The organism is Paenibacillus odorifer (assembly GCF_000758725.1).
Classification (GTDB): domain Bacteria; phylum Bacillota; class Bacilli; order Paenibacillales; family Paenibacillaceae; genus Paenibacillus_AQ; species Paenibacillus_AQ odorifer.
Genome location: NZ_CP009428.1, coordinates 532,270 through 552,258, shown reverse-complemented (window position 1 = coordinate 552,258; position 19,989 = coordinate 532,270). Strand labels below are relative to the sequence as shown.

The window sequence follows — 19,989 nt, the reverse complement described above, 5'->3', positions numbered from 1 at the left end:
TAACCCCAGCAGACACAAGCCCTTCGTCTCTGGCATTTTCAGTTGTAGTTTGTAGCGTTTGCAAAAATATCCAACTTACATTTTAGCCCATTTGCACCGAGATCGCCCATCTCCTCTGGTTTACTAGCTTTTCCGGAATAATTCACAATTAACCCAATTTAAGTTACTTTCAAAATCTAAGCGCTCCTTATCGAGGTTTGTTCCTCTCTAGAATCAAATAAACCTTATCTTGGAATTCATTATTATATTTGCCTTTTAAACAATAGTGTGTTATATTTATATGGTATTTGTTTTTCGATATATTGAATATCCCCACCAAGAAGATGTCAGGCCGACTATTATACACATCGGCATTTTGGACAAAGAGGCTTTATGTTTTCTTGCAGTACTCTTCCTTTTTATGAGATTAAATTCGAAATATAGCATTCCGATTCACACTGGCGCGGTCAATGGAGCCGCAAGGGCAAAAGAGAGGTAGGGCTTTTGTCGTATTGGAAGGATTATTCTCGCCACACGGCTGCTGGAAATAACAAGGAATCAAGACACCCGTTACTCACGAACGGCGGGGGATGAATATAACGAGAAAGCATGACGGTACGATCCTTATTCAAGGACTACGTCATGTGTGGAAAAATATAGGCGCCCGATAACCGCTACCTAGCGGATATCGGGCGCTGTCTACGTTCAGGACTTATTTTACATATCGGCTTACAAAAGCTGTTACTACATCTATATACCCCGCCTTATCCGTATCATAAGACAATCCATGCCCCGCTTGCGGCACTATGAGCCTCTCCTTTGGACTCTGGCATGCCTCATACAATTCATTCATCATAGCAAAAGGTACAAAGTTATCCGCATCCCCGTGAATAAAAAGAATCGGAACCTTCGCTTTCCGCACTTGTTTTAATGCAGAGGCTTCACCAAAACCATACCCCGCCTTCAAGCGGGTGATTAGACTTGCACTTTGAACGAAAGGGAAACTTGGCAAACGATACATGCGCCGTAGTTGGTAAGATAATTGTGCTTTTACTGAGGTATAAGCGCAGTCCGCAACAATAGCTTTTACCTGCGGCGGAAGATCTTCCCCTGAGGTCATTAGCACTGTAGCACCGCCCATAGAAACACCGTGAAGCACAATTTGAGCACTAGACCCAGTCTTTTTAATCATGTATTCAATCCATTGCAAATAATCTTTTCGTTCCGGCCAACCAAAACCAATGTAATCCCCTGCGCTATCTCCATGCCCCCTTGCATCGGGAATTAGGATGTTAAAGCCTAAGTTCTCGTAGTAGATTTTGGCGTACGCCCCCATATCCTTTGCTTTACCTGAATAACCGTGGGCTAGAATGGCTGTGCGTCCCGCAGCACGATTAGATTGGAGTAAGAAACCTCTTAGTTTAAGTCCATCTGCAGATACGATCTCAATATTCTCGAAGCTCTGGCGAGAGACCCAATCCTTCCCCTCCCCCCAAGAAGCTCCGGCAACCGGAGGATCAGCCTTCAGATTAGGATTATTACTTAGAAATACCTTTGGCGCTCGTTTAATAGCAATACCATAGAAGAAAAATCCCACATAGATTAGAATCCCTATGATGATTACAGCGCTAATAATGAACCATATCAATTCACCTTCGCCATCCCCTCTTCATTTCTTTTGCAACAAGAGTATACCATCTACTTAGAATGCACCAAACTATCGCAATCATGACATACAAATAGAGCCGCCATCAGGACACCCCCCGAAAGCGACTCTATGTTGCTCTACCGTTTATTATTTATTCTTTTTGGAGAACTTGGTTCTCATTAATAATCCGATAAGTGCAAAACCTAAACCTGCTACATAGTAAGGTGCAGGACTTGATTCACCCGTTTTTGGCAATTCCTTCACAGGCGGCTTACCTAATGGGATCGTATCGTCCACTACGATGATTTCATCAGGTGTTGGTGTTGGCGTTGGTGTCACTGCCGGTACCGGACCTAATGGGATCTCATCATCATCAACAAGTACTTCTGTGCTATTCGACGGTGTTGGTACTGGCGCTGGTGTCGGCGAAGCTACAGGCCCAAGCGGCACAGGATCTTCTGCAAGAACTATAGTGCCAATTACGGATGATGGCGTTGGTGTCGGGAACACCGAAGTCTCTGGTGTCGACGTTGGTGTTACCTCTGGAGTTGGTGTTACCTCTGGCGTTACCGTCGGTGTCGGTGTTGCTTCTGGTGTTGGCGTTGGTGTCGGCGTTGGCGTCACTGTCGGCGTTGGCGTCGGTGTTGGCGTCGGCGTTGGTGTCACTGTCGGCGTCGGTGTCACTGTTGGCGTCGGTGTTGGTGTCGGTGTCGGTGTCGGCGTCGGCGTCACTGTTGGCGTCGGCGTTGGTGTTGGTGTTGGCGTCGGCGTTGGTGTCACTGTCGGCGTCGGTGTTGGTGTCACTGTCGGCGTCGGTGTCACTGTTGGCGTCGGCGTTGGTATTGGCGTCGGTGTTGGTGTCGGTGTCGGTGTCGGTGTCGGCGTCGGCGTCACTGTTGGCGTCGGCGTTGGTGTTGGTGTTGGCGTCGGCGTTGGTGTCACTGTCGGCGTCGGTGTTGGTGTCACTGTCGGCGTCGGTGTCACTGTTGGCGTCGGCGTTGGTATTGGCGTCGGTGTTGGTGTCGGCGTCGGTGTCACTGTCGGCGTCGGTGTCGGTGTTGGTGTTGGCGTCGGTGTCGGCGTCACTGTTGGTGTTGACGTAGGCGTTGGCGTCGGTGTTGGCGTCACTGTCGGCGTTGGTGTCGGACATGGTGTTGGTGTTGGCGTCACTGTCGGCGTTGGCGTTGGTGTCACTGTTGGCGTTGGCGTTGGTGTCACTGTCGGCGTTGGCGTTGGTGTCACTGTCGGCGTTGGCGTTGGTGTCACTGTTGGCGTTGGCGTTGGTGTCACTGTTGGCGTTGGCGTTGGTGTCACTGTTGGCGTTGGTGTCGGCGTTGGTCCAGGTTCATCACCATCGTATGGATAGTGGTGAAATTCACCACCACCAGTCCCTTTGAGTGAAGCCGCCACTAAAGTACCGTTAATCTGACCATTAATAAAATCAACATGAGCATAGGGGGCAAGTATGCTTCCCATTACACCTATGCCTGCCATATCCAGATACGCAGCTTGGCTAAAGTTAAGCAAAATTTTCTTGCTGTTCAACACGTTATTAGGTAGAAATCCGAAGTTTTTCATTTTTACGTTAGAACCATCAATATTAATAATTGCTGTAGATCCTGAAGGAACATTTATTGTAATTCCATAGGTATTAGAGACGTTATCTCCTGGAACATTAAAAACATTGACCGCAGGATCTGTACCTGTCAGGGTAAGACTGCCATATTGGTACACTGTTGTTCCATTCGCCGGCAATGCTGCAAGTTCTGCTGATTTGTCCTTCAAAGACTGACCTACGGCTGAAAAGTCAATCGTACTCCCCTGTCTTTTTGTACCTCCCTTGAGGAGCGTTACATTCCCTGAAAAATCTCCCCCGTGCACGATATTCCCATAAACAGTACCTCCGTTGAAAGTAAGATTCCCTCCAACAACAAGTGTGTCAGTCAAGGAAACCTCAGCAGCGGTCAACCTATCTCCAACACTATAGTTGGTTAAGTTAACGTTACCTCCAGCAGCAAACCTTCCTTCCGTATCCGAAACCGTTGTTATATCCCCTAGAATAAACACGTTGTAGACCCCTGCAATTCCCAATGTAGAAGAACTACTAGCTCCAGCAACTCCAGCTCCTAATGAGGAAAGCCCACTACCTACCGTCAAAATCCCAGCTAATACAAGCGAGAGTAACGGTCTTATTCTTCTTTTCAAATGGCACACCTCCTAAAACTATGATTTATATTAATCAGAATAATTACCAGAAACTCTAAAGGACCTAACAACAAAAAAGACCGCCAAAAAGAAGTGGAATTCCCTTCTCATGGCAGTCGGACGGTCATTGTGCCTTTAAGACACTTTAGACTCCTGGACTTTGCGTCCCGCCCTTTCAGACGGTTTGCTATTATCATGACTATATATATGTATTACACTGCAAGTCCAGAACTGGTAGCCGAAGCATTCTCTCCAATAACCGTCTATGACTTTTAATACTTTTTGAATTAATAACAGTTTAGCGCCCGACACCCACAATTGTCAATCAATTCCTTTCGATGATTCCGCTCATTATTACCATACAAAAAAAAGCGCCTAAAGGCGCTTCGCATAAGGTTTTTCATTAAATTTTAAAGTAACTGTATATAGCCCAATATGGATATCCATAAGGGAACACTCAGAATTAAACCAAAAAACAATCCACGCTGGAGGCTGCCCTCTTTTTCCATCATAAATTCTCCTTTATGTACGTCCGATACATTAATTTTTATTATTACAATTTTAATATAATTTATTCTTCGTTATTTAGTTGTGAATTTAATCACATTGGATAAGCTGTTTAGAAATACCATTGATTATTTTTGGAATATCGGGGTAGAATACGAATATACGTTCCTATTAGAGGTGATGAGATTCATGCATAGAGCAGAAAGCAGGGACAACATGCTGGTGAAATCTTATTTATTGCTTCCGATGATTTTATCAGCTTTCGAACGGGACTCCGCCATTTTATCTACACACTTACGAACACCCGCCCCTTATCTGGAGGTGCTTGGAACAGCTGCTGCAGTAGCTACAACAGATCTAAGGGATGTTCGTGCAGAAATGAGAAGACGGGGAATCAAGGTGTATGAGCAAAACAGACTTAATACGGGAATTGAAGCCAAGTATATATGTCGTGGCTATCACGAACGAATGCTGCTGTTGAATGACATTGTTGCGGCTCAGGCTGCCATCCATATGCGCAGATACCTAGGGCTGGATATTTCCTCTTTTAAGAGTTACGAAGAACAGTATCAGATTAAATAAAGCTGTATAGAAGCCGCTCTACTCTCCCCCCAATCAATTAGTGAACAAAAAAATAGGCCTTACCATGGGAGTTGGCAAGACCTGAGAGAGATATACCACAAAACACTGGGGGGTGTTTGGTGTCTTCAATATATACCTCGAACCTGAAAAAAAGCTGATAGGCACATAAAAATTACATTAAAAATATCATTCGCCGTTCAGAAGTGATCCGAATGCTCCCACAAGCTTAGCCGACCTTTGGCTGGAATTGGATGGCGCAGTGAGTGAACCTCTTCAAGCTTCCAGGCAAAACGTCCTTCGCTATAGTCGCCAAAATCATATTCGTTCCCATTGATCCATTCCCTTAAATCCACCTCTGGAGTAACCACATAACATCCCGCGAGCTGACCTGTAGCAATAATAGCTCCTGTAGGCAAATTATTCGCTGTATAGCCATGTTTCGCCAATACTGCTTTGTACGGTTCCTGTTCACAAATCTTTTTGTCAATCCTCATTCCGGCATGGATGCCTAACTCGCCGCGGTAGGCTGTTCTCCATGAACGAGTTTCAAACTCTTTTTCACCAAGAGCAATTAAGGTCGCCCAAGGCTGCCGTATTGTTATACACCGCATGATATTTATCCCCTTTGTTTATGTTGGACGTTTGTCACGGATGCCACGGATCTCGATCTCGCGTTGTGTAATCTTGCTCTCCTTGACTTGATAAATAATCCCAACCGTTTGGTCGATACTCATTTCCATGATTGATCGCCTCTAAAAATAAGAACATTCATTTTTATTATATACAAACAAAAGTTCTAAATATCAATATTATTGACATTCACCTGTAACTCCCCACAATTTAAACAAATAAAATAATTAAAATTGATAAAGGAGAATATAGTTTGTATACTAATCAAGTAGTTAGTGTGCAAACTATTTAAAGAGGGGAATTAATTTATGGACAACCCAGGACAGTTATTAATAAGAGTAAGTCTTGAAATGAAAAAAAGCTTAACAAAAAAACTTTTACTTTATAATGTAACAGCTCCTCAATGGGCAGTATTAAAAGATATATCTATTCATTTAGAAGGAACAACTCCAGCTATGATTGCAGAGCGAACTTACTCGGATCGCCCTACAATAACGGGTATACTCGAGCGACTTAAAGCAAAAGGACTTCTGGACATTAGAGATAATCCAAATGATAAACGATCAAATCTTGTATTCATTACAGATTCGGGAATGATAATTAAGAGTCAAATAGAAGTTCTTAGTGACGAAATCATGGATAACGCACTTAAAAATATTTCTGAACAAGAAATGTCCACGTTTATGAACGTGCTTAAAACGATCTATTTAAATATTAGTTAGGGAAGTGAGACTTATGATTCTAATCACAGGGGCAACCGGTAATGTAGGACGTGAAGTGGTTAACGAACTAAGGAAAAGTGAAACACCTTTTAAAATTGCCTCCCATCGAAAAGACAGTGAGTATGTTTATTTTGATTTTGAAAATGCTGATTCTTTTCGTCCAGTGTTAACAGGAGTGAAAAAATTATTTTTACTGCGCCCTCCTCATATAGCTGACGCAAAAAAATATTTCCAACCCCTCATAGATATCGCAAAGGAAGTCGGAGTTGAACACATTGTGTTTCTATCTCTATTGGGCGTAGAGAAAAACCCAATTGTTCCACACCATAAAATTGAAAAAATCATTAAAAAATCAGGAATTCCATATACTTTTTTACGCCCAAGTTTCTTCATGCAAAACTTAATTTCTCAACATGGGGAAGAGCTACGTAAAGAAAAGGAGATCTATGTACCCGCAGGAAAAGGCAAGACTAGCTTTATCGATGTTCGTGATATCGGTACTGTAACAGCTAGAATCCTAACTGAGAATGGTCATGAAAATAAAGGTTACTCGTTAACGGGAACTGAAGCGCTAGATTACTATGAAGTAGCTGAAATTTTATCTGAAGAGCTAGGAGAAACAATCAAATATGTTAATCCATCAGTTCTTCAGTTTAGAGATAAAATGTTAACAAAAGGAATTCAAAAAGAATTTGTGACTGTTATGATTGGAATTTACTTCACTGCAAAAATTGGATTAGCCAAAAAAATCACGCCCGATTTACAAATATTACTTGGTAAAAGACCCATTACATTCAAAGAATTTGCACATGACTATAAGTACGAATTAGTTTAATCATGGTGGTTTTTTGGCTAAACCATCAGGAAGCATTTCAGGATACATTGTTCCTGCCGCGTGCGAGGGGAATCAATAAAGGTCGTCATAATGGATATGCTGCTGTTTATTCTTATATTGGTAATGTACTAAACGCTATGCCTGTGCAACCGATTTTAAACTAATGTCGTAACCACTAGAGGGGAAGGTCCATGATTCAAAAACCACGTACTACTATTAAATGGACTCTTATTTTTTTTTTGTTATTAGTCACCGCCTGTAGTAAGAATGATGAAGTTTTGAAAGGAATTGTACATACAATAGATGTAGAAAATAAAAGAATTTTAGTAATTTCCGAATTAAAAGAAGAAGACTTGAACAAGGAATACAAGGAGGTGCTCGAATCTAATGAGTACTCTCAAGCCATTTGGGTAAATAAAGTTGCACCTTCTAAATATAAAAAAGGCGATGAGATTAAAGTATTTTTTGAAGTAAGTGATGATTCATTCCCTGCACAAGTTACCGCCAAAAAAATCACCAAAATCAAGAATTGAGCAAAAAGAATAGAATCTACTATAAAGAAGCGACGTCTCCAAAAGGGGCGGCGCTTCTTTGTGTAGATTTAAGGAGAAATCCATATTTATAAATGCACTCTGTGCAAAAAAGTGACCCCACCACTTTCGGCAGGGTCTAGATCTATTTTATAAGGGGGTTATGTGATTACTATAATCCTCTTAGCTTAAATAAGTATGAAGCCCGTCTAAAGATTTGCTGAAATATTATTATTTTTATCGAAACCGATCAAATATAGTAACGTATCAATCTTAATTTTCAAATTACTACATATACAAAATGGAGGTGTGTATAAAGATGAAAATATTGAGTCTATTGCTTGTAGCATTGTCTTCCATTGGAGTAGTTGCCACATTCGGATTTTCAACATTCAGCTTAATCACAGGAATTATAGGAGGGCTTATTGCAGCATTTGCAATTTCAGGCTACTTGCAGTCTGTCAGACGTGATTACCCCAATGAGAGCTATGAGAATAAACAAGTTAAGTATCAATCGAACTATAATACTTGGTAAGCAAAAGCCCCACCTTAAACTGGTGGGGTTTTTCATATTCCCAAACACTTGTAAAATCACTTTGTGATATTAATGGTAGAAGAAACAAACGAGGGATAATGGCTAGCTGTAGAAGTGCTTTCACCGAAAATTCATTCCTTAGTTCATAGACTACTTGAGCTTTGTCTTGTTTGGTGATTTCCCCTTGTTTTGAACCTCTAGTTTAATCTGTACAGGATATGATGTATAGCCCTTTTTAAAAGCTTCTTTCCCATGATGTTCATATTGATTAATCCAATTACTGTATGACAATTAAATAGAAGAGAGCTGCTAAAACAAACCGGTATAGAGCAAACCACTCCAATCGAAGTCGCTTAATCAGTTTGATGAACGTCACTACTGCAATCATTGCCACAAGAAAGGATGTCGCAAAGCCAATTAACATTAGAAGTAAATCGTCAGAACTCAGCAAATCACGACTATCGTACAAATCCAACAAGCTTGCACCAAACATAACTGGCACGGAAATAAGGAATGTAAAATCTGCGGCGGCTTTTTGGCTAGTGCCAAGCAACAGGCCACCTGAAATTGTCGAACCTGATCTCGAAAATCCCGGCCATAACGCCAAGCATTGGAACAGACCAATTCCGAAAGCCTGTTTATAATTAATCCCATCGATAGTATCAGCGGTTTCAGTCCGCCTATTCCGCGCTGCAATGATCATCAACACCCCACCAACAACTAGACCGATCAAAACAGGGGTTGGGCCAAATAATTGGCTTTTTATTGTGTCCTTGAAGAGAAGATATAGGATTAATGCTGGTAACATAGCCAAAATCATATGAATGACATTTAATCCTTTGCTTTTGGAAAAATCCATTCTAATCATATTAACCCCAATTTCCAAATACCTTTTCCAATAAAGAATTAGAACTGCCATCACTGCACCCAACTGAATAACAATTTTAAAAGTTATTGCAGCATCTCCCTCAAAGCTAAGCAAATCGCCTGCTAAAATAAGGTGTCCAGTAGATGATACTGGTAAAAATTCAGTTAAGCCCTCTATTATGCCAAGTATTATTGCTTTAATTACGTCAGTCATCAGTGGATTGTCCCCTTTCGGAAATAAAATCATTTAATTTCCAGTATAAGGGAGAAACGTAAACTTCCCCATCGATTAACCTAACAATATTCAATTCAGAATGACATAATTGTCACATTGCTCATTATTTCAGTCTTAAGGGGGCTTTGGTTTGCAAAACACAAAATATTAAGTATAATGTTACTGTCGAAACGCTAAGGCGTCTGTACAGGATGGCTACCTGGCACTGATGATGGCAGGCCAAGCGCTTTATAAAGTTTTCTTTATGTGTATTTATACTTTAGGAGCGTGGTTATCTATGAAAATTAATATTACCGCACATTTTAACATTGATATTACTTTATCTCTTCATCTGTTAGCCGTAGCCAGTCTTGCTTATGAACTCAGTTCACTGACGAGCTCGTGAAATTCGAGCGAAAAGTATCTGTACTAAGACACCTTGTGGTGTCTTTTTTATTTTTATAGTAATTACCATCTAACCAATCTGCCCCCGCAAGAGAAAAGCAGCTTATGCTGCTCCTCCTCCACCATCCTTCATTCTGACTGCTGTCAGCTTGCGACACACCTTCCATCTGCTCGACAGTGACCACTAGTCATACCGTTTTCATTAGCGATTTCGCCATGTCTTATCTTTTAGAAGAATGGTAGAAGTCAGGGGGATTTAACGAAAAACGGCACGATCCCGAAATCCCGGGAAACCGCGCCGTTGTCGAATACTTGAGGATGCTGGTGAAGGGAATTGAACCCCCGGCCTACGCATTACGAGTGCGTTGCTCTACCCCTGAGCTACACCAGCTTAAAGCTGATTTTTCTGTCAAACAAAAAATATTATACAACTTTCAGCCAGAAACGCAAGCCTATTTCTCCCTGTTTTCCGCCCTCCTAAACTGCTAATCCACCTGTAGCTTACGCTCCACAGACTCTAACTTTCCACGGCTAGTGGAGGGTTTATCGCGGCGGTCGTCTATTTTAAGTGAGGTAGAGACACGTTCTGCACCTGCGGCAAAAGGAGACTCATGCAAAGCTTCTACCGCCGCAAAAATGCGTTGCAGAGGCCCTTCGATGATCGTCCCCATGGACGTAAGTTCATATGTAATCCCTTCTACTGTCTTCAGCACCCGCTGCATATCCGCAACATAGCTGCTAAGACTGGTACTGCCTGTTCCAATTGGAATAACTGTAACTTCAGCAATAGGCATGAGAATACCTCCTCGAAATTTTATAGAACCTATCTTCTTCCATTGTAACAATTCCACCGCTCTGTCACAAACTAAGCAAGATTATCCTCCCTTATCTCTTCTATTTCTTCTGATTACTCCAAAATATGACTTTGGGCTAAGAGTATTTTCTCATGCGCAAATTCTAGGGTCATCTGCACTATATTTATGGACTCTTTGTGGCATCTTTTCGGACAATTTATGAATCATTTCGCATCTCCCTGTGGATCAATTGTGGATTACTTATGGACAGCCTGTGGATCATTTGTGGAGTACTTTTAAAGAACCCGCTCCCCGCGCGGGTTTTCTAAAAAACTGTTTACAAACACAACATCTTGGGTTATTTTTATCTAACGACAACAAAATATAGTGGAGACAGGCGCTTTGATCCTTAACCGGATTTAGAGCTTAATAGGGAAGCGCGGTGAGAATCCGCTGCGGTCCCGCCACTGTAACCGGATGGCCTTCTTAAGCTTCTGGGAAGCTTGAGAATCCACATCTCCCGGCAGATGCCACTGAGGGTTAGGAACACCCTTGGGAAGGCGCCGAGAGATCCCACGGAAGCCAGGAGACCTACCTGTTTCGACGACACCAACTATTGATGCCTGCGAGGAACAGGGATGGTGTCCGCATGCGGTCATCTACGTAGAGACCTCTGCAAATATCCGTGTGGATATTTACATAACGCATCGGGCATTTTCTGCCATCCTCGGGTAGGGGATGCTTTTTTTATGTAATCAGAACAAATATACGACTGCTTATGGCAGTCCAACTTCCTATGGATATATGGATTTGATGATAGATGTTTTTCTTTTATACTGAGAGGAGAGCTGTACAATGACGTTGTTGGAGAGACAATTTAATGGAGTAGAAAATGCACGGGAAGTTCTTTTAGAAGAGCTCATTGATTTAGGCCGGGATATTATCGACAGTCGGGATATGGACCTATTGCGCGAGAATGCCAATTTGAATGGAGAGAGTTTCTCCGGTAAAATGAGCAAGTTCGGCAGTGAATATTCAAAATGGTACGCCCGCAATTTTACGATGCCGCCGCAGCTAGTGCAGGCTATTGATGACAATGTCGTCTATGTGCATGATCTGGATCAATACGCGATTGGAACGACGAACTGTATTTTTATCCCGTTTGATAAACTTCTCCGTGAAGGTTTCAATACCGGCAACGGCAGCGTTCGTCCTCCGAACTCAATAATGACTGCTATGTCTCTGGTAGCGATTATTTTCCAATCCCAGCAAAATGCTCAATATGGTGGTGTATCCGCCAATAAACTCGACTATGATCTGGCACCTTATGTAACCAAATCCTTCGCCAAGCTGTTCCGCAAGGGTCTGGATTATTTTGAAGAAGGACAAGCTGATGAATCTTTGGGCGAGATTACGATGAGCCGGACCGATCTGGCGGAGTTATATCCAAGAGCGTTCCGTTTTGCACTAAAGGAAACCGAAATCGAAACCCTGCAAGCGGCTGAAAGTATGGTACATAATCTGAATACCATGTCCAGCCGATCCGGTGGACAAATACCGTTTACCAGCATCAACTACGGTACTTGTACTTCACCAGAAGGTCAGCTTGTGATCAGTTCTCTGCTAACAGCAACTATGAACGGACTTGGCAGCGGAGAAACACCAGTGTTCCCGATTCAAATCTTCAAATGCAAGCAAGGAATCAATCAACAACAAGGCGATCCTAACTATGAACTGTTCCTAAAAGCGGCTGAATGTTCTGCGCGCAGACTATATCCAAACTTCGCTAATCTGGACGCTCCGCTCAACTTGCAGTATTATGATCCAAGTGATCCTGATACGGAGTTCGCTACAATGGGCTGCCGAACCCGAGTGCTCGGTGACCGTTTTGGTCGTAATCATTGCTCTGGAAAGGGCAACCTTTCCTTTAATACACTGAATCTGGTTCGGCTAGGTCTGGCACACGGCACAGTAACAGGCAGACGTACCATCGCAGACGAAGCTGGCTTCTATGAAGATCTAAATCATTATATGGATATTGCGCTGGAAGGACTTCTTCATCGGTTCCACATTCAAACCGCACAAAAAGCTAAAGCTTCCGATTTCATGATGCGAGAAGGCGTCTGGGAAGGCGGCGAGCATCTTGCACCTGATGACACTGTAGGCGATCTGCTAAAGCATGGCAGTCTGTCTCTTGGCTTCATCGGTATGGCGGAATGTATGAAAGCTATGTACGGCAAACACCATGGCGAGGATATGGAAGTTCATGCCAAGGCGCTGGCTATTGTGCGTCATATGCGGGACTATTGCGATCGGAAAAGTGAGGAACTGGATCTCAACATCACTCTGTTCGCAACTCCAGCAGAAGGTTTGTCCGGTAAATTCACAAAAGTTGATCGCAAGGTACTGGGTTCCATTCCGGGCGTAACCGACCGTGAATATTATACGAACTCTTTTCACATCCCTGTATACTTCGATCTGGGTGCTGCTCAGAAGATCAGCTTGGAAGCTCCTTTCCATGAATATTGCAATGCCGGGGCTATTTCTTATGTCGAATTAAACGGCAATGCCCGCAACAACCCATCGGCTTTTATCAAAATCATTAAATATGCGCTCGAACAACAGGTCAGCTATTTCAGCATTAACCATCCGATTGACCGCTGCTCCAGCTGTGGATACGAAGGCGTAATTGGGACAAACTGTCCTTCCTGCAACGCACATGAGAATGACGTGCACATCCGCCGTTTGCGCAGAGTTACAGGTTATTTAACCGGCGACTATCAGACCCGCTTTAATGCCGCCAAACAAGCTGAAGTACGGGATCGCGTTAAGCATCTATGAATATTTGCGGTTACTATCCGGAGTCGATTAACGAGGGAGAGGGCATGCGGGCCGTCCTCTTTCTCAGCGGCTGCCGCCATCGTTGCCCGGGATGTTTTAATCCCGAGACATGGAACTTTAAATATGGAGAAGTCTTCACCTTAGAACGACAACATGAAATTATTGCAGAAATCGCCGCTAACCCTTTGCTGGATGGTCTGACACTGGCAGGCGGCGATCCTTTTTTCTCAGCAGAAGAGTTGCTGGGGTTCATTCATGAGCTTCGCGCTGTACTGCCAGGCTTCTCAATCTGGATTTACAGTGGTTATACGTACGAAGAACTTACAGCCCTTCCCGGTACGCCGGAATGGGATCTACTTAAGCAGTGTCAGGTGTTAATAGATGGAAGATTTGTAGAAGAACTGAAAGATACTACGCTTCTCTACCGGGGAAGCTCCAACCAACGCATTATCGACATTCCGGCCAGCATGAACGGCTCGGAGGTCTTTCTGTGGCAGCCTGCTGCGCTATAATATATCAATTTTTGATATTGAAAATTAATTTGAAATAAGAAGGGATGAACTAACCATGCCGCAATTCGTAGTAAAACCGGATAATCGCCAACTGGCTTTTGATGAGAACCGTCTTTCCGTCTACGCTGACCGTATTCTGGAAGGTCTCGATCAACTAAATAAAGAAACTTTGCTGCGTGGAGTGAATTCCAAACTGCGTCGTGACTCGGTAAGCGGAGAAGAAATCAGCAACGCCTTCACCATGAGCGCTCTAGAGCTTGTAACAAAAGAAGAGCCTACCTGGAAGTTCGCAGCTGCCCGCGCCCTTCTGACAACCCTTTATAAAAAAGCTGCTGTTCATCGCCGCTACAAAGCTTATCCAGAAGAGCCTTACGGTGAATTGTATCCACTAATTACGGATCTCGTGAAAAAAGGAATCTATCGCGAAGAACTTCTAAGTCATTACACCAAAGAACAAATTATCGAACTAGGTGGGTGTATCGATTATACACGCGACCTTTTGTTTGACTATATCGGTCTGCTTACGCTATCCGACCGTTATTTGGCGCATGATTTTGACGGCCGTGTGATGGAGCTTCCACAAGAACGTTATATGATTATTGCCATGTACCTGATGCACCGTGAGCCAGCTGAGAAACGTCTTGAGCTTGTAAAAGAAGCTTATTGGGCTATGAGCAACATCTACATGACTGCTGCTACACCTACAATGTCTAATGCCGGCAAAAAGGTCGCTGGACAGCTATCCAGCTGCTTTATTGATACTGTAGACGATTCCCTAGAGGGTATCTTTGACTCCAATACAGACGTAGCACGTCTAAGCAAAATGGGTGGCGGCATCGGCGTTTACCTTGGAAAAGTACGGGCACGTGGTTCGGATATCCGTGGCCACAAGAACACAAGCTCCGGCGTAATCCCTTGGATTCGCCAGTTGAACAATACAGCAGTCAGCGTAGACCAGCTGGGCACACGTAAGGGTGCTGTAGCTGTTTATCTTGATGTATTCCATAAAGATATTCTCGCTTTCCTTGATCTTAAGCTGAACAACGGTGACGAGCGTATGCGTGCACATGACGTGTTCCACGGGGTCTCCCTGCCTGACCTGTTCATGGAAGCTGTAGAATCGCGCAGCCACTGGAACCTCTTCTGCCCTCATGAAGTGAAAAAGGTCATGGGCTGGACTGATAAAAATGGCCGTCCACTAGGATTGGAAGATTTCTACGATGAAGAGCTTGGCAAAGGTACTTTCCGTGAAAAATATGCTGAAGCTACAGCGAACCTGGAATTATCCCGGATCACTGTTCCTGCGATCGACATCATGAAACGGATTATGAAATCACAGCTAGAGACGGGTACACCGTACATGTTCTACCGTGATACCGTGAACCGGACCAACCCAAACCGTCATCAAGGTATGGTTTTCTCCTCCAACCTGTGCACAGAAATTATGCAGAATCAGTCTGCAACAGTAATTGAACAAGAAGAATTAGTAACTAAAGATGGCCAGACCCGGATCGTTATTTCCAAAATCCCTGGCGACTTCGTAGTCTGCAACCTGAATTCAATTCACTTGGCACGGGCGATTCCAGCTGGCGTATTAGAAAGACTTGTTCCGATCCAAGTCCGTATGCTTGATAACGTAATCGACATTAATAATATTGAAGTTCTGCAGGCACAATACACGAACAGCCAGTACCGCGCAGTAGGTCTTGGCACATTCGGCCTGCATCATCTATTGGCACTCAAGGGCATTCGTTGGGAATCCGATGAAGCCGTAGAATATAACAATCATTTATATGAACATATCAACTACCTGTTGGTTCGTTCGAGCATGGAGCTTGCCCGTGAAAAAGGCCGTTATCCGAAATTTGCTGGCTCCGATTGGGAGACTGGCGCATACTTCACTTCCCGCGGGTATGTTAGCGGTGAGCAAGAAGGTAAATATGTAACGACTGAGCAATGGCGCGAGCTGCAAGAAGAAGTAGCTAAGGACGGCGTGCGTAACGCTTGGATGTTCGCCATTGCGCCAAATGGATCTACATCGATTATTGCCGGCTCCACCGCCAGCATTGATCCGCTGTATGAACTGCTATCCTATGAAGAGAAAACAACTTATAAGATCGCTAACCCAGCACCGGATCTGTCCGACAAAACGATCTGGTACTATAAGACAGCATTTACAATTGACCAAAACTGGTCGATCCGCATGGCTTCTGCTCGCCAGCGTCACGTCGATCAAGGCCAAAGCTTTAACCTGTATGTTCGTCCTGACATCAAGGCTACCGAGTTCCTGGAACTGCATCTGAATGCCTGGAAGGGCGGCTTGAAATCAACTTATTATGTGCGTAGCCGTGCTTTGACTATAGAAGAGTGTGAATCTTGCGCTAGCTAATTATCTTAGTGCCCTGAATAGAAAAACGATGATGAATTTCGTAACTGCGAGGAATGTTTGGGCTTCCGGCCGCTATTGTCATCAGATGTCTTGATCTTTACCGCTATTAGCGGATGACATCCGATGACAGCATATGCTTTCGATGCGAGCTTTCCTACGGAAAGCTTTCGGGCGGTCGCTGACGCTCCTACAGCTCCAAACTTCCTCTCCGTTACTCCATCACCGTCTTTCTATGAACAAGACACCAAAGAAAGATTACCCGCGCAAAAAATGGAGGGATAAGAAATGCAATTACAAAAGATTTTTAATACTGAAGCACCTAATCAATCCACACGCATTATCGACGGTGAATGCTCAGGTATTCTGAACTGGAACGATATTCGCATGCCTCATATGTACAAGCTGTATAAGGTGCTGCTGCTTAATCACTGGATCGCGGATGAAATTCCAATGTCCAAGGATGCGCAACAATTCCCGATGCTGGATGCCGAGGAACAACGCGTATTTAAGATTAATATCTCCCTACTCGCTGTGCTGGATTCGATGCAGACGATGTTCGTGAGCGACGTGAAGCGTTATTTCACCGATTCCTCTTTGGAAGCTATCTCCGCTATTATCGGGCAGCAAGAAGTGGTGCATAACCAATCCTATTCCTATGTTCTATCCTCTATCGTGTCGGAGAGTGAGCAGAAGGAAATTTTTGAATATTGGAAAAAAGACCCTGTCCTGCTGGAACGCAATCAGTTTATCTCTGATATTTATCAAGAGTTCCGTGATAACCCTACGAGACAGACCTTTTTCCATGCGCTGGTAGCAGATCTCATCTTGGAAGGGATTTTCTTCTACAGCACTTTCGCCTTCTTCTACAATCTGGCCCGTGACCAGAAGATGATGGCGACCAGCCAAATGATCTCTTATATTCAACGTGACGAGAATCAGCACTGCTACTTCTTCGCAGAAGTATTTAAGCAGCTGCTCGTAGACTTCCCTGAGCTGAACACCAAAGAAAACATGGATTACGTATACCGTACCATCGACCGCGCGGTAGAGCTCGAAACCAACTGGGCTTACTACACACTTACTAACGTGCGTGGCATTGATCTTAACGAGCTTAGCGACTACATCAAATATACAGCGAACAAACGTCTGACTTTGATGGGTATGGAAAAAGCTTATCAAGGTGTTGACGTTAACTGTATGCCTTGGATCAAACCTTTCTCCGATGATGCGCTTAATGCTACCAAAACTGACTTCTTCGAAGCCAAGTCCCGCAACTATGGTAAGGTTGGCGACGATAACGGATTCGACGATTTGTAAGACCGGATATATACAATCCCTATATAAAAAAGAGGCCATTCTCTACTTTCTTAGTGAGATGGCCTTTTTGCTATAGCTTATATAATGCAAAAAGCGCCCCTCTCCCCTGGTATCAGGTATGAAAGAGACGCTTATACATTTGTTATTAGCACTAAGCACAGAAGGCTTGCTACTTAGTCTTATGCCTTGCGTTCCACACGATGTGTAGTTTCTTCTGCAAGCTCATCTAATGCATCGTTCAGGCGTAGCTTCAGCTCCTCAGCAAGCTCTACCACTCCGTGATCATTACGAACCACTTGAGAATCCACGGCATAAACGCCGCCAAGAATGTAACGTGCGCCCAGTACGGACAACACAGGTTTCAATGCGTAATCAATTGTGAGCAGATGTGCAAGACTGCCGCCCATGAACAGCGGGAGTACAACTTTTCCGGCCAATCCCTTTTGTGGAACCAGATCTAAAAAGGTCTTCAGCACGCCTGTATAAGAAGCTTTATAAACCGGGCTAACCACGATTACCGCATCAGCTTCCGCTACAAGGCCATTGGCTTTGACGATAGACTCACTTTCAAACTTAGTGTGAATCAAATCCTCCGCGGGTAGTTCTGCTACGTTAATACGCTCAACCTCGAAGCCCTGATTGGTTAAGCTGGCCTCCGCATATTCTATAGCTGCATTGATACGCGATACCAGGGAAGGCGTTCCGTTAATCACAACAATTTTAGCCACTTTTCCACCTCTTCCATCCCACTTAAGCAGCTCGCACTGCTTTATTTATTATCCCGACAAAATTACTTTAAATTAATACTAATCCTAACGTAGAATTGATATTTTTGTCAAACCATAACCACTTGCGCTCCTCCCGCTCTTAAGTTATACTAAGCAACAATATTAAATCCAACAATCAGGCCAATGATCGGCATCCAACCGTGAGGCGTCTGCGACCGGAGTCTACAACAACTCCCTAAGTTCACCGGGTTTCGCCCGTTACCGCGAAGACCAAAGAGGGTCGGATTGTTCCTGCAGTTAAGGAGATTCGATCAACCTGGGTGGCACCGCGAGCTGACGCTCCTCGTCCCATGGATGAGGGCGTTTTTTGCGTTTTTTTAACCAAAAAGGAGCGAAACGGTATGCTGGATATGAACTGGATCAAAGACAATCAGGAACTTGTAAGAAACATTACGGCTTGGAAAAGAGTCGACTTCCCACTGGATGAACTGCTGGAATGGGATGAGAAACGGCGCGAATTGCGCCAAGATACGGAACAGTTGAGAGCCCAGCGTAACGGCCTGACCAAAGAGGTTGAACGACTTTTACGACAGGGTGACAGCGTGGCAGGAGAAGCAGTTAAAGAACAAGTAAGAGAACTGAACAACCGCCTGAATCTCTATGAGGCAGATCTAACTGAAGCAGACCGGCGCTGTGGAGAACTCATGCTGCTCGCACCAAACCCTGTATCGCAGGATACACCGATCGGCCATGATGATAAAGATAATGTAGAGCTGCGACGGACTGGAACGTTGCCGGAATTCGGCTTTACACCGCGTGATCATGTGGAGCTAGGCGAGCTCCACGATATCATCGATATCCCCCGTGGTGTCAAAGCAGGCGGCCCACGCAGCTATGTGCTGAAGGGTGCAGGCTTGTTGTTACATCTCGCTGTACAGCGGCTGGCCATTGATGTACTTACGGCCCGCGGCTTCACGGTGATGGATGTTCCCGTGATTGTCCGTCCGGAAGCGCTGGAACGTACGGGCTTCTTCCCCGGCGGGATGGATCAGACCTATGAGCTAAATGGAGACAATCGCTGGCTGGTAGGCACATCGGAGGTGTCGCTTGTTTCGCTGTATAGCGATGAGATTGTCGAACTGGATTCGCCAATGCGGCTCGCCGGAATGTCGGCCTGCTTCCGCCGTGAGGTAGGATCGGCGGGACGGGACGTGCGTGGCCTGTACCGTGTTCATCAATTCTCAAAAATTGAACAAGTTATCGTATGTCGGAATGATGAGGGCGTATCGGAGGGCATGCTGCAGGAAATTCTTGCGAATGCAGAGCATATTCTACAGCTCTTGGAACTCCCCTATCGGATCATGGCTGTCTGCACAGGAGATATGTCCCTGAAGACACATAAGCAGTATGACATCGAGACTTGGATGCCAAGCAGAGATGCCTACGGAGAGACACACTCGGCTTCCAACCTGCTCGATTTCCAGGCTCGTCGCTCGGGCATTCGTTACCGGGATACAGACGGTAAGCTGCAATACTGCCACACCTTAAATAACACCGCAGTGGCTACACCAAGGATCCTAATTCCGCTGCTGGAGAATCATCAACTGGAGGATGGATCCATTTACATTCCGCAGGCACTGCATAAATATATGGATGGAATTGAACGGCTTGAGCTTCCGCACCAGTAATACTGTGTTGTCCAAATAGATTTTAAATTAATAATGCCCTTCCACTTCTCGATAAGAAGCT

Annotated in this window: 17 protein-coding genes, 1 tRNA gene and 2 riboswitches; of the genes, 11 read left to right on the top strand and 7 right to left on the bottom strand. The window is 44.3% G+C overall.

Going from position 1 to position 19,989, the window contains the following annotated elements; translation table 11 throughout:
- Positions 1-691: 691 nt before the first annotated feature.
- Positions 692-1,627: an alpha/beta hydrolase gene (locus PODO_RS02390; RefSeq protein WP_305953821.1), complete on the bottom strand. Its 936-nt coding sequence runs from the start codon at positions 1,625-1,627 to the stop codon at positions 692-694.
- Between the two features lie 147 nt (positions 1,628-1,774).
- Positions 1,775-3,832, bottom strand: a complete 2,058-nt coding sequence (locus PODO_RS30860; protein ID WP_169744733.1) for a choice-of-anchor A family protein — start codon at positions 3,830-3,832, stop codon at positions 1,775-1,777.
- Positions 3,833-3,940: 108 nt separating this feature from the next.
- Positions 3,941-4,031, bottom strand: a riboswitch (cyclic di-GMP riboswitch).
- Between the two features lie 392 nt (positions 4,032-4,423).
- Between PODO_RS30860 and PODO_RS02375 the strand changes: the two genes are divergently transcribed.
- Complete coding sequence (locus tag PODO_RS02375; RefSeq protein WP_141118591.1) at positions 4,424-4,921, top strand: YhjD family protein; 498 nt, start codon at positions 4,424-4,426, stop codon at positions 4,919-4,921.
- 197 nt (positions 4,922-5,118) lie between these two features.
- Here the strand turns inward: PODO_RS02375 and PODO_RS02370 are convergent, their stop codons facing one another.
- Positions 5,119-5,532, bottom strand: a complete 414-nt coding sequence (locus PODO_RS02370) for an ASCH domain-containing protein (RefSeq protein ID WP_036682563.1) — start codon at positions 5,530-5,532, stop codon at positions 5,119-5,121.
- Between the two features lie 327 nt (positions 5,533-5,859).
- Between PODO_RS02370 and PODO_RS02365 the strand changes: the two genes are divergently transcribed.
- The 4 genes from PODO_RS02365 (at position 5,860) to PODO_RS30855 (ending at position 8,173) form a co-directional block, all read left to right on the top strand.
- Positions 5,860-6,273 (top strand): MarR family winged helix-turn-helix transcriptional regulator, encoded by a 414-nt coding sequence (locus PODO_RS02365; protein WP_036682564.1) that lies wholly within the window; start codon positions 5,860-5,862, stop codon positions 6,271-6,273.
- A 13-nt stretch (positions 6,274-6,286) separates the two neighbouring features.
- Positions 6,287-7,108, top strand: a complete 822-nt coding sequence (locus tag PODO_RS02360) for an SDR family oxidoreductase (RefSeq protein ID WP_038568503.1) — start codon at positions 6,287-6,289, stop codon at positions 7,106-7,108.
- 191 nt (positions 7,109-7,299) lie between these two features.
- Positions 7,300-7,641, top strand: a complete 342-nt coding sequence (locus PODO_RS02355; RefSeq protein WP_038568500.1) for a DUF3221 domain-containing protein — start codon at positions 7,300-7,302, stop codon at positions 7,639-7,641.
- Positions 7,642-7,957: 316 nt separating this feature from the next.
- Positions 7,958-8,173: a hypothetical protein gene (locus PODO_RS30855; RefSeq protein WP_038568499.1), complete on the top strand. Its 216-nt coding sequence runs from the start codon at positions 7,958-7,960 to the stop codon at positions 8,171-8,173.
- A gap of 277 nt (positions 8,174-8,450) precedes the next feature.
- Here the strand turns inward: PODO_RS30855 and PODO_RS02345 are convergent, their stop codons facing one another.
- The 3 genes from PODO_RS02345 to PODO_RS02335 form a co-directional block, all read right to left on the bottom strand.
- Positions 8,451-9,254 (bottom strand): undecaprenyl-diphosphate phosphatase, encoded by an 804-nt coding sequence (locus tag PODO_RS02345; protein WP_038568497.1) that lies wholly within the window; start codon positions 9,252-9,254, stop codon positions 8,451-8,453.
- 724 nt (positions 9,255-9,978) lie between these two features.
- Positions 9,979-10,050 (bottom strand) — tRNA-Thr (locus PODO_RS02340).
- Positions 10,051-10,144: 94 nt separating this feature from the next.
- Positions 10,145-10,453 carry an MTH1187 family thiamine-binding protein gene (locus tag PODO_RS02335; protein ID WP_036682575.1) on the bottom strand — a complete coding sequence of 103 codons (309 nt, stop codon included), beginning with the start codon at positions 10,451-10,453 and terminating at the stop codon, positions 10,145-10,147.
- Between the two features lie 378 nt (positions 10,454-10,831).
- Positions 10,832-11,066, top strand: a riboswitch (cobalamin riboswitch).
- A 242-nt stretch (positions 11,067-11,308) separates the two neighbouring features.
- Between PODO_RS02335 and PODO_RS02330 the strand changes: the two genes are divergently transcribed.
- From PODO_RS02330 to PODO_RS02315, 5 genes are all read left to right on the top strand, one after another.
- Complete coding sequence (locus PODO_RS02330; RefSeq protein ID WP_036682578.1) at positions 11,309-13,294, top strand: anaerobic ribonucleoside triphosphate reductase; 1,986 nt, start codon at positions 11,309-11,311, stop codon at positions 13,292-13,294.
- The gene (gene nrdG / locus PODO_RS02325) at positions 13,291-13,806 is read left to right on the top strand and encodes an anaerobic ribonucleoside-triphosphate reductase activating protein (RefSeq protein WP_036682580.1); all 516 of its coding nucleotides are present in this window, start codon (positions 13,291-13,293) and stop codon (positions 13,804-13,806) included. Before PODO_RS02330 ends, nrdG begins: the two co-directional genes overlap by 4 nt.
- Positions 13,807-13,861: 55 nt before the next feature.
- Entirely contained in the window at positions 13,862-16,195 is a 2,334-nt protein-coding gene (locus PODO_RS02320) for a ribonucleoside-diphosphate reductase subunit alpha (RefSeq protein WP_036682582.1), read from the top strand.
- Between the two features lie 123 nt (positions 16,196-16,318).
- The gene (locus tag PODO_RS31645) at positions 16,319-16,477 is read left to right on the top strand and encodes a hypothetical protein (RefSeq protein ID WP_155288071.1); all 159 of its coding nucleotides are present in this window, start codon (positions 16,319-16,321) and stop codon (positions 16,475-16,477) included.
- A gap of 3 nt (positions 16,478-16,480) precedes the next feature.
- Complete coding sequence (locus PODO_RS02315) at positions 16,481-17,512, top strand: ribonucleotide-diphosphate reductase subunit beta (RefSeq protein WP_036682584.1); 1,032 nt, start codon at positions 16,481-16,483, stop codon at positions 17,510-17,512.
- A gap of 179 nt (positions 17,513-17,691) precedes the next feature.
- Here the strand turns inward: PODO_RS02315 and ssuE are convergent, their stop codons facing one another.
- The gene (gene ssuE, locus PODO_RS02310; protein ID WP_036682586.1) at positions 17,692-18,240 is read right to left on the bottom strand and encodes an NADPH-dependent FMN reductase; all 549 of its coding nucleotides are present in this window, start codon (positions 18,238-18,240) and stop codon (positions 17,692-17,694) included.
- Between the two features lie 401 nt (positions 18,241-18,641).
- Here ssuE and serS point away from each other — a divergent pair, with 401 nt between their 5' ends.
- On the top strand, positions 18,642-19,928 hold the full coding sequence (gene serS, locus PODO_RS02305; RefSeq protein ID WP_038568495.1) for a serine--tRNA ligase: 1,287 nt from the start codon (positions 18,642-18,644) through the stop codon (positions 19,926-19,928).
- Positions 19,929-19,989: the final 61 nt, after the last annotated feature.